Source organism: Bradyrhizobium sp. WSM1743 (genome assembly GCF_000473065.1).
Lineage (GTDB): Bacteria > Pseudomonadota > Alphaproteobacteria > Rhizobiales > Xanthobacteraceae > Bradyrhizobium.
In genome coordinates this window covers 46,138-56,339 of sequence record NZ_AXAZ01000056.1, presented here as the reverse complement: position 1 = coordinate 56,339, position 10,202 = coordinate 46,138, and the positions used below count along the sequence as shown (strand labels likewise).

The window sequence follows — 10,202 nt, the reverse complement described above, 5'->3', positions numbered from 1 at the left end:
GCCCACGCGGCTGTCGATCTCAACCCTCTTTCACCCAGACAATAGGCCAGCATCAGCCGAAGTAACGACACCGCATCTGGAATTTGGCGCCGCCGCACGAAAGCCTTCGTCTGGCGCGCACTTATTTCAAGCTGCGCAGCCCCGCCGAGCTGCGCAACCACTCTCGTCCAGTCCTCGTTCAGAAGCGATTCGTCTGCCATCCCGCCTTGGAATCACGTGTGATTCCAACACTCAAGAATAAACTTAACGCCTATGCGGTCTTCCCTGCGCCCTTTCTTTGGAGAGGGTGTGAAGCGGAGCATAGCTCGGGCAAATCCTGCCGCGAGGATGCGAGCGCGTGTCTGCGATCCCTCAAAATGGCCTTCCGCTGAAGCATGATGCGTCGGCTTCCCTGGAGGTGGTCGTGGCTCCTGGAATCTGCCTTGATGCGATTTCAATTTGGTGGGGTGACGATATGAGCGGTTTGGTGATCTCTGGCGGCCGGGTGGTGGATCCCGCGAGCGGGATGGATGCCATCGGCGACGTGGCGGTGGTGGACGGCAAGATCGCCGCCGTCGGCACCTCGCTCGGCGGCGCCGAGCGGGTGATCGACGCAACTGGCCTGGTGGTCGCGCCCGGCTTCATCGATCTGCACGCCCATGGCCAGTCGATTCCGGCCGACCGTATGCAGGCGTTCGACGGCGTCACGACGACGCTCGATCTCGAGGCCGGCGTGCTGCCGGTCGCGTCCTGGTACGAGCGTCAGGCCAGGAAGGGGCGCGTGCTGAACTACGGTGCTGCCACCAACTGGGCCTTTGCCCGCATCGGCGCGATGACGGGCTCCAATGCGGAGAGCTCGCTGGAGGCGTTCGGCAACGCCATGCGTGACCGCCGCTGGATGGACAATGTTGCCAGCGAAGCCGAGGTCGCCGGCATCCTCGAGCGTCTCGCGCGCGGCCTCAACGAAGGCGGCATCGGCATCGGCATCCTCAACGCCTATGCGCCGGGCGCCGGCGTGCAGGAGCTGACCGCGGTGTGCCAGCTGGCTGCGGCCAAGGACGTGCCGACCTTCACCCACGTCGCCTTCATGTCGCGCATCGACCCCGAAAGCGCGGCGGAGGCCTATATCCGCCTGATCGGCTATGCCGGCGCCACCGGCGCGCACATGCACATCTGCCATTTCAACTCGTCAAGCAAGACAGACATCGCGCGCTGCCGCGTGCTGGTCGAGAAGGCGCAGGCGCAGGGGCTGCCGATCACGGTCGAGGCCTATCCTTACGGCACCGGCTCGACCGTGCTGGCCGCCGCCTTCTTCAGCGATCCCAAATTCGTCGAGCGCAACGGCACCGGCTACGATTCCGTCCAGCGCGTCACCGACGGCTACCGCTTCCACGACCGCGAGGAGCTCTTGAAGGCGCAGGCCGAAGAGCCGTCCTCGCTGGTGCTCTGGCACATCCTCGACACCGAGAACAATGCGCATCACCGCGACCTGCTCGACATGTCGGTGCTGTATCCCGGCGGTGCGATTGCCTCCGACGCGATGCCGTGGACGCTCTCTGACGGCTCGACGTATACCGGCGATGCCTGGCCGCTGCCTGACGATGCCACCTCGCATCCGCGCTCGGCCGGCTGCTTCACGAAGTTCATCCGCGAATGGGTGCGCGAGCGCAAGGCCGTGTCGCTGCTGGAAGGCGTGCGCAAATGCGCGCTGATCCCGGCGGAGATCCTGTCGCAGAGCACGCCCGCGATGCGGGTCAAGGGCCGGCTTGCGAAAGACGCGGATGCCGACATTGTCGTGTTCGACTACGAGAAGCTCAGCGACCGCGCGACATTCACCGCGATGAACCGTCCCTCCGAAGGCGTGCGGCATCTCCTCGTCAGCGGCCAGGTGCTGATCAGCGACGGCGTGCTTGACGTGGCGGCGCGGCCGGGCAGGCCCGTGCGCCGCCCCGTCGTCGAGGCTTGACCCATGCCGGTCCCCATTCTCCTGGTGACGGGCTTTCTGGGGGCGGGCAAGACCACGGTCGTGAACCATCTGCTGGCGCATGCGGAGGGGCGGCAGATCGCCGCCGTGGTCAACGATTTCGGCGCGATCAACATCGATGCGGAGCTGATCGCGGGCGCGCGCGACGGCGTGGTCAGCCTTGCCAATGGCTGCATCTGCTGCTCGCTCGAAGGCGATCTGCTCCGCACCCTCTCGACGCTGCTGCGGCGTGATCCCAAGCCCGAATACATCGTCATCGAGACCAGCGGCGTCGCCGATCCCGCCGACATCGTGCGCAATCTGATGGATCCGGTGATCCTGCGCGAGGCGCCGCTGGAGACGGTGCTCTGCGTGATGGATGCGACGGAGCCGCCCGCCGCCCTTGACGACGCGCTTCAGCGGTCGCAGTTGCGCGTCGCCGATATCGTGGCGCTCACCAAGCTGGATCTGGCGGACGCGGGCGCGGGTGTGCGGATGCGCGCGGCCATCCGCGCGCTGCGTGTTCCCGCCGTCGTGATCGATGCGCAGCATGGCGAGATTCCTGCCGCGCTGCTGTTTCCCGCCGACCTCGACCGTGCCCCCGCGCCGCGTGAGGTGGGCCCGCGGCGGCCGGCAGAAGAGCGCTTCGAGACGCTGAGCTGGACCTCGGATAAGCCGGTCTCGTTGCCCCGCTTGCAGCAAGCCATCAACCGGTTGGCGCCGAAGCTCGCGCGCGCCAAAGGACTGTTCGAGAGCATCGAGCAGCCCGGCCGCACGATGGTGTTTCAGTTCGCCGCCGGCCGCGCAACGCTGGCGCCAGGCGACGCGCCGGCACCGGGCGTTGCGCGGACGCGGATCGTCTTCATCGCCGAGCTCGGCGTTCTCTCGAAGGCGGAGCTCGACGGCATCATGGAGGCGTGCGTTGCAGATTGAAACGGGAGCCGCCTCACGCGAATTGCGCGATGCCGTTTCCGACGGACCAGTTCTCCTTGGGAGCATCGAGCACGTTGACGAACACGTCCTCCGGCCTGATGCCCGGGTTTTCGCCGAGCAGATCGGCGATCCGCCGATAGAGCGCCTTTTTCTGCTCGGGGGTGCGCGAGGCGAACACGGTGATCTGGATCAGCAACGCGTCGTCGCTGCGCGCGACGCCGTAGGCATTGCCGCAGCGAAAGTTCGCTGGCTCATGCTCGGTGATGGCCATGAACACATCACCGTCGGGCACGTTCAGGGCCTCGCGCATGGCGCGGTAAAGTCCGTCGAGAATCGCGTGCCGGTAAGCTTGCGGCTTGCCGGCGCGCATCGAGATGTGGACGAGAGGCATCGCGCGTCCCTTTGCATGCGGGCTCGACCGGCACGGCGAGGTAGACGCCGCCTGCTCGGCCGATTGAAGAAAACGGGCTATCAATCCCGATCAGTTTTTGACACGATGTCTAGAAATCATGTTCTTGACGTCGTGTCAAATACTTTGAGGAGCGGAGCTTGAGGCCGCGCGAATTCGATCATGACGAGGTTCTGCGCGTCGCGTTTGACCAGTTCTGGCGCAAGGGCGTGCGCGGCACCTCGCTGTCCGATATCGCGCGCGATGCGGCGGTCCAGCGCGGAAGTCTCTACAACGCCTTCGGCAGCAAAGAGGCGCTGTTCCTGCAGGCGTATGAACGCTACGCGGGGGATTATCTCGCAGCGCTGCAAAAGGCGCTCGGGGTGGGTTCTTTGCGCAAGCGCCTCACCGCGTTCTTCGATCTGACCATCACCAATTTCCGCTCGGGCACGCCGCCGCGCGGCTGTCCGACCACGCGTGGGCTCATGGAGCTCGGCGCCGCCGAAGGCGAGGGGCTCGATGAAAACGCCCGCCAGGCTTTTGCGAGCCTGATCTCGCGCATCATCGCACTGGTTCAGGACGCGTTGGCGGCCGGCGCGGCGCGGGGCGAGTTCGACGGCAATCCCGCGGCCGCGGCGCTGCACATCGTCACCATGACGCGCGGCCTCGCCGTGCTCGAGCGTGCCTTCGGCGACGAGCCCCAATTGCGCAAGATCGCCGCACACACGATCGATCTCGTGCTCGGCAGGAAAGGCGGATAGGTGTCAGCACAGCGCGAGCGCGTTGACCGCCCGTGTCAGAGCTGCGATTGGCCGGCGTCCGGGACTGCCACAGAACCGCATGCATCCTGCATCGTGAATGTTCTCGTCAATGCAGCGTGGGGCTTCCGACCAGCCAGCTCTGCATCGCCATCGTCCGGTCAGGGTCGAAAGACCGCACGTGCCGGTCGGGCAGGATGAGACCGGCCATGCGGAAGATCGTTGCAAGCCCCTGGACCGGCGCGAGCGCCCAATCGGCGCCGACCGGTGGCAGCCAGCGCTCGAACTGTTCACGGGCGACATCGATGCGGTCCTGCTGCGCCGCGGCGATGGCGCGCAGAATTCCGTGCTCGCTGTCCGACACGCGTGGACAAGTCGGGCAATGCACTTCGATGGCGGTATGGGCCGTGCAGGCGAAGACCTCGATGATGGACTCCAGCGACGGCACGGCATCGCCGACGCGAAAATGGTCGTACACCTGCTTGATATCGGCCGCGGTCGGGACGGGGCCTCCGCTGCGTGCCTTCGCCCTGAAACCCCAGATGAAGAGCCGCTCCGCTGCGCTCAGCGCGGGGAGGTCGAGGTGCCCGGTATGTGTCGATCGATGCATTGAGCCTCTGGCCTTTGGCTGCGCTCACGCCAGAGCTGGCGCGGATGATCCGCGCCGATGGTTCTGCCAGAGACCTCTCCAAGTCAACGCTCGGAGAGGCGATGTCGAGGTGTTCTAGATTGGAAGAATTCGTATCTCGGATGCTGACAGTGTCGCTCGCGTCGAAGCCGTACGCGACATGCCGGCATCGTCCCGGCGGAATTGCGGGGATTTCGGGAGCCCGAATGCTTAAAGCTTTGCTAAGGGACCCGGGATAAATTGGCATGACAGCCCTTCCAATTCTTGTGAGCACCGATGATTTTCTTCCGCATCAGTTTCAAGCTGGTCCTGATTGTCGGCATCAGCCTCCTCGGCATGATCGCGCTGGCGCCGGTCGCGCTTTCGACCCTGCGTGCGCAGATGGTCGCCGATCGCCAGGCCAAGACGCAGCACATGGTCGATGTCGGCTATGGCATCCTGGCGCATTACCAGAAGCTCGAGAGCGAAGGAAAACTCTCGCGCGAGCAGGCCCAGGCCGGCGCAATGGCTGAAATCAAGAGCCTGCGCTACGACAAGGTCGAGTATTTCTGGATCAACGACATGACTCCCAAGATGGTCATGCATCCGATCAAGCCCGAGCTCGACGGCAAGGATCTCTCCGGGATGAAGGATCCCACCGGCAACGCGCTGTTCATGGGCTTCGTTGACGTCGTCAACAAGCACGAGGCGGGCTTCTATGGCTATCTCTGGCCGAAGCCCGGCTTCGACCAGCCAGTTGGGAAGATCTCCTATGTGAAGGGCTTTGCGCCCTGGGGCTGGATCATCGGCACCGGCATCTATCTCGACGACGTCGACGCAGTCTTCCGCCAGAACGCGATGACCTTCGCCTACATCGGTCTCGCGGTGCTGGTCGTGGTGCTCGGAGCCTCCTTCCTGATCGGCCGCAGCGTCACCCGCCCGCTGGCGAAGATCACCGCGCTGACCGAGCGCCTTGCCGCCGGCGACAGCGCCTTCGACGTGCCCTACACCGATCGCCGCGACGAGGTCGGCGGACTAGCCAAGGCGCTCGCCGTGTTCAAGGACAATGCCTCGGAAGTCGGCCGGATGCATGCCGAGCAGCAGGAGCTGAAACAGAGGGCCGACGATGAGAAGCGCAAGGCAATGGCCGATCTCGCCGGCAAGTTCGAGGCGAGCGTCCAGGCCGTGGTGCGCGACGTCTTCAACGAGGCGCGCGCGATGCAGCAGGCCGCGCAGGGCATGTCGGAGACCGCGAACAAGGCGAGCGATCGCGCGAGCTTCGTCGCCACCGCCTGCCAGCAGGCCTCGAGCAATGTGCAGACGGTGGCCTCCGCCGCCGGCGAGCTGTCGGCCTCGATCACCGAAATCAGCCAGCGCGTTGCACAGGCCGCGATCGTGGCCGACAAGGCCGCCGCCGACGGCCAGCGCACCAACGACACCGTGCAGGGGCTGGCCGCTGCCGCGCACAAGATCGGCGAGGTCATCGACCTCATCAACCAGATCGCCTCGCAGACCAACCTGCTCGCGCTGAACGCGACGATCGAGGCGGCGCGCGCGGGCGAAGCCGGCAAGGGCTTTGCGGTGGTCGCGAGCGAGGTGAAGTCGCTGGCGAGCCAGACCGCGAAGGCGACCGACGAGATCGGCGCGCAGATCACCGCGATCCAGGCCGAGACCAACGAGGTCGTCGGCAACATCGAGAGCATCCGCGCCACCATCATGGAGGTCAACGAGATCTCCTCGTCGATCGCCGCCGCGGTCGAGGAGCAGGGCGCGGCGACCCAGGCGATCGCCCACAGCGTGCAGGAGGCGGCCTCCGGCACCGACCAAGTCTCGCAAAACATCTCCGGCGTCACTGAGGCGACCGCCGAGACCGGCGAGGCCGCCGGCCTCGTGCTGCAATCGAGCGGCCGGCTGACGCAGAAACTGCAATCGCTGCAGGACGAGGTCAGCACCTTCGTTGCAGGCGTGCGGGCGGCCTGATCCTTGCCGATCCGGCCCGCCATGGCGCGGGTTATTGACCGCGTGACGGCATGTGCTGCGCATCGAAATTCCGGCCTGCGGGAGCGGTCATCGCGACCGGCTTTCACGCTCTTGACGGCTGCGGCTAAAGTGAAGAAGCAGGATCATCGAACCTGCCGACCCCGCGACTTGCCCCGGGGCATGGAGACAGCCGCATGTCGTTCAAGAAGCTCCTGATTGCCAATCGCGGCGAGATCGCCATCCGCGTCGCGCGCGCGGCGGCCGACGCCGGCATCGCGACCGTTGCGATCCATCCCGCCGACGATGCGCTGTCGCTGCACGTGCGCGTTGCCGACGAGGCGATCGAAATCGCCGGCCGCGGCGCCCGGGCCTATCTCGATATCGATGCGGTGGTGAAGGCGGCGAAGGCGGCCGGCTGCGATGCCGTGCATCCCGGCTACGGCTTCCTCAGCGAGAATGCGGCATTCGCCAAGGCTTGCAGCGATGCCGGCATCGTTTTCGTCGGGCCGAAGGCCGCGGCGCTGGAACTGTTCGGCGACAAGGTTGCGGCACGGCAACTGGCAAAGCGCTGCGGCGTCCCCATCATCGCCGGCACCAGCGGGCCGTCCTCGCTCGAGGAGATTTCGACATTCTTCACCTCCCTTGGCAGCAACGCGGCAATCGTGATCAAGGCGATGGCCGGCGGTGGTGGCCGCGGCATGCGGGTCGTGGAGAATGCGACAGACCTCGCGGAGGCCTATGCGCGTTGCCAGTCCGAGGCCAAGGCGGCGTTCGGCTTCGACGGCGTCTATGCCGAACGGCTGATCCGGCAGGCGCGCCACATCGAGGTGCAGATCATCGGCGACCGCCACGGCGCGATCTCCCATCTCTGGGAGCGCGAATGCACCATCCAGCGCCGCCATCAGAAGCTGATCGAGGTGGCGCCGAGCCCCTCGCTGAGCGATCCCTTGCGCGGCCGCATCATCGAGGCGGCAAAGCAACTGGCGAGCGCGGCGTCCTACGACAATCTCGGCACGTTCGAGTTCCTGGTCGACGGGACCGCCGAGGACAGCTTTGCCTTCATCGAGGCCAATCCGCGGCTCCAGGTCGAGCACACCGTCACGGAAGAGGTGCTCGGCATCGACCTCGTCCGCGCCCAGCTCGCGGTCGCCGCAGGCGGCACGCTGGTTGCGCTGGGTCTTGCGCAGGGTTCGATCCCGAAGCCGCGCGGCCATGCCATGCAGCTTCGCGTCAACATGGAGACGCTGGACGAGACGGGTGCGACGCATCCGACCGGCGGCGTGCTCGCCGTGTTCGAGCCGCCGTCGGGCCCAGGCGTCCGCGTCGATAGTTTTGGTTACGCCGGCTACAAGACCAGCGCGGCCTTCGATTCGCTGCTGGCCAAGGTGATCGTGCACACGCCGGGCGAGGCCTGGCATGATGTGGTCGCGAAGGCTTCGCGCGCCTTGCGCGAGTTCCGGATCGACGGCGTCGTCACCAACATCGCCTTCCTCCAGGCGGTGCTCGCGCATCCCGATTTCAGGACGAACCGCATCGCGACCGATTTCATCGATCGCAATATCGCAAAGCTCGTCGAAGCGGCCGATGGCGCAGCCAAGCCGCTCTACTTTGCAGCGACAGAGCGCGGCGGTCACGGCGCGGAAGTGCATGTCGGGCAAGTCGTGCCCGAAGGCGCGGTGATGGTCGCGGCACCATTGCAGGGCACCATCGTCACCATCCAGGTGAAGCAAGGCGAGATTGTGCGCCCCGGCCAGCAGCTCGCCGTGATCGAATCCATGAAGATGGAGCATCTGGTCATGGCCGAGCAGGGCGGCCGCGTCATGAAGCTCGTCGCCGGCGACGGCGTCACGCTGATGCATGGCGAGCCGATCATGTATCTCGAGCCGCTCGACGTCGCAGCTGACAGCACTGCGGCGGAAGCGGACATCGATCTCGACCACATCCGCCCCGACCTCGCCGAGCTGATCGCGCGTCAGGCCAACACGCTCGACGAGAATCGTCCTGCAGCGGTCGAGCGCCGCCGCAATACCAACCAGCGCACCGCGCGCGAGAATGTCGCGCAGCTCGTCGACGAAGGCTCGTTCATGGAGTACGGCAGCCTGGCGATCGCGGCACAGCGCCGCCGGCGCAAGCTCGACGACCTCATCAGGAACACGCCGGCCGACGGCCTGGTCATGGGCGTTGCCACGGTGAATGCCGGGAAGTTCGGCCCCGAGGGCGGCCGCTGCATCGTCGTGGCCTATGACTACACCGTGCTCGCGGGCACGCAGGGTCACATGAATCACAAGAAGATCGACCGCATGCTGACGCTCGCGGAAGACTGGCGCGTGCCGCTGGTGTTCTATGCGGAAGGCGGCGGCGGCCGGCCCGGTGACACCGACCGCCTCGGCATGACCGGTCTCGACGGCCCGTCCTTCGTGCAGTTCGCAAGACTCTCCGGCCTGGTGCCTGTCGTCGGCGTCGTTTCCGGCTATTGCTTTGCGGGCAATGCCGCGATGCTCGGCTGCTGCGACGTCATCATCGCGACCAAGAACGCGTCGATCGGCATGGGTGGCCCGGCGATGATCGAAGGCGGCGGGCTCGGCGTCTATCACCCGGCCGAGGTCGGCCCGGTCTCGTTCCAGGCGCCAAACGGTGTCATCGACATCCTGGTTGAGGACGAGGAAGAGGCGACGCGCGTCGCGCAGAACTACCTGTCTTATTTCCAGGGCGCGGTGACGGAGTGGGAAGCCGCCGACCAGCGCCTCTTGCGCCGCGCGATCCCCGAGAACCGGCTGCGCGTCTACGACATCCGCAGCGTGATCGACCTCGTCGCCGACAAGAACTCCGTGCTGGAGCTGCGCCGCGATTACGGCGCCGGCATGATCACCGCGCTGATCCGGATCGAAGGAAAACCGTTCGGCCTGATCGCCAACAATCCGCGCCATCTCGGCGGCGCAATCGATGCCGATGCCGGCGACAAGGCTGCTCGCTTCCTCCAGCTGTGCGACGCCTTCGACCTGCCGATCGTCTCGCTTTGCGACACGCCCGGCTTCATGGTTGGCCCCGAAGCGGAGAAGACCGCGATCGTGCGCCACGTCTCGCGCATGTTCGTGACAGGCGCGAGCCTCACCGTGCCGCTGTTCGGCATCGTGCTGCGCAAGGGTTATGGTCTCGGCGCGCAGTCGATGATCGGCGGCGGCTTCCACGCCTCCTTCTTCACCGCGGCCTGGCCGACAGGCGAGTTCGGCGGCATGGGCCTGGAGGGCTATGTCCGCCTCGGCTTCCGCAAGGAGATGGAGGCGATCGCCGATCCCGAGGAGCGCGAGACCTATTACCGCAACAAGGTCGCCGAGCTCTACGCCAACGGCAAGGCGGTCTCGATCGCCTCGGTGTTCGAGATCGACAACGTCATCGACCCCGCCGAGACGCGGCGCTGGATCATGGCCGGGCTGCGGTCCGTGCCGAAGCCGCCGGCAAGGACGAAGAAGAAACGGCCGTGCATCGACACGTGGTGAGGGCGGTGCAGCAAATCAGAATAGCTTGAGGCAATCTGCATCCGCATCGTCATGCCCGGGCTTGTCCCGGGCATCCACGTTCTTTGGCGCGCTCGGC

7 protein-coding genes and 1 pseudogene are annotated in these 10,202 nt (G+C 66.0%); 5 read left to right on the top strand and 3 right to left on the bottom strand.

Translation table 11 applies throughout. The annotated features are described in order from the left end of the window. Positions 1-200: pseudogene (locus YU9_RS49580) on the bottom strand (hypothetical protein); the annotation flags it as partial. Positions 201-454: 254 nt separating this feature from the next. On the opposite strand from YU9_RS49580, the gene YU9_RS0127770 reads away from it, so the two are divergent. After that, entirely contained in the window at positions 455-1,945 is a 1,491-nt protein-coding gene (locus YU9_RS0127770; RefSeq protein ID WP_027575733.1) for an amidohydrolase family protein, read from the top strand. Between the two features lie 3 nt (positions 1,946-1,948). After that, positions 1,949-2,875 (top strand): GTP-binding protein, encoded by a 927-nt coding sequence (locus YU9_RS0127765; RefSeq protein WP_027575732.1) that lies wholly within the window; start codon positions 1,949-1,951, stop codon positions 2,873-2,875. Between the two features lie 13 nt (positions 2,876-2,888). Here the strand turns inward: YU9_RS0127765 and YU9_RS0127760 are convergent, their stop codons facing one another. Beyond that, complete coding sequence (locus tag YU9_RS0127760; protein ID WP_027575731.1) at positions 2,889-3,266, bottom strand: tautomerase family protein; 378 nt, start codon at positions 3,264-3,266, stop codon at positions 2,889-2,891. 158 nt (positions 3,267-3,424) lie between these two features. Between YU9_RS0127760 and YU9_RS0127755 the strand changes: the two genes are divergently transcribed. After that, positions 3,425-4,024 (top strand): TetR/AcrR family transcriptional regulator, encoded by a 600-nt coding sequence (locus YU9_RS0127755; RefSeq protein WP_027575730.1) that lies wholly within the window; start codon positions 3,425-3,427, stop codon positions 4,022-4,024. A 106-nt stretch (positions 4,025-4,130) separates the two neighbouring features. Here the strand turns inward: YU9_RS0127755 and YU9_RS0127750 are convergent, their stop codons facing one another. Then, entirely contained in the window at positions 4,131-4,631 is a 501-nt protein-coding gene (locus YU9_RS0127750) for a hypothetical protein (RefSeq protein WP_027575729.1), read from the bottom strand. Positions 4,632-4,925: 294 nt separating this feature from the next. Here YU9_RS0127750 and YU9_RS0127745 point away from each other — a divergent pair, with 294 nt between their 5' ends. Then, positions 4,926-6,608 (top strand): methyl-accepting chemotaxis protein, encoded by a 1,683-nt coding sequence (locus YU9_RS0127745; protein WP_027575728.1) that lies wholly within the window; start codon positions 4,926-4,928, stop codon positions 6,606-6,608. A gap of 194 nt (positions 6,609-6,802) precedes the next feature. Next, the gene (locus YU9_RS0127740) at positions 6,803-10,105 is read left to right on the top strand and encodes a carboxyl transferase domain-containing protein (protein ID WP_027575727.1); all 3,303 of its coding nucleotides are present in this window, start codon (positions 6,803-6,805) and stop codon (positions 10,103-10,105) included. The last annotated feature ends 97 nt before the right edge of the window (positions 10,106-10,202 follow it).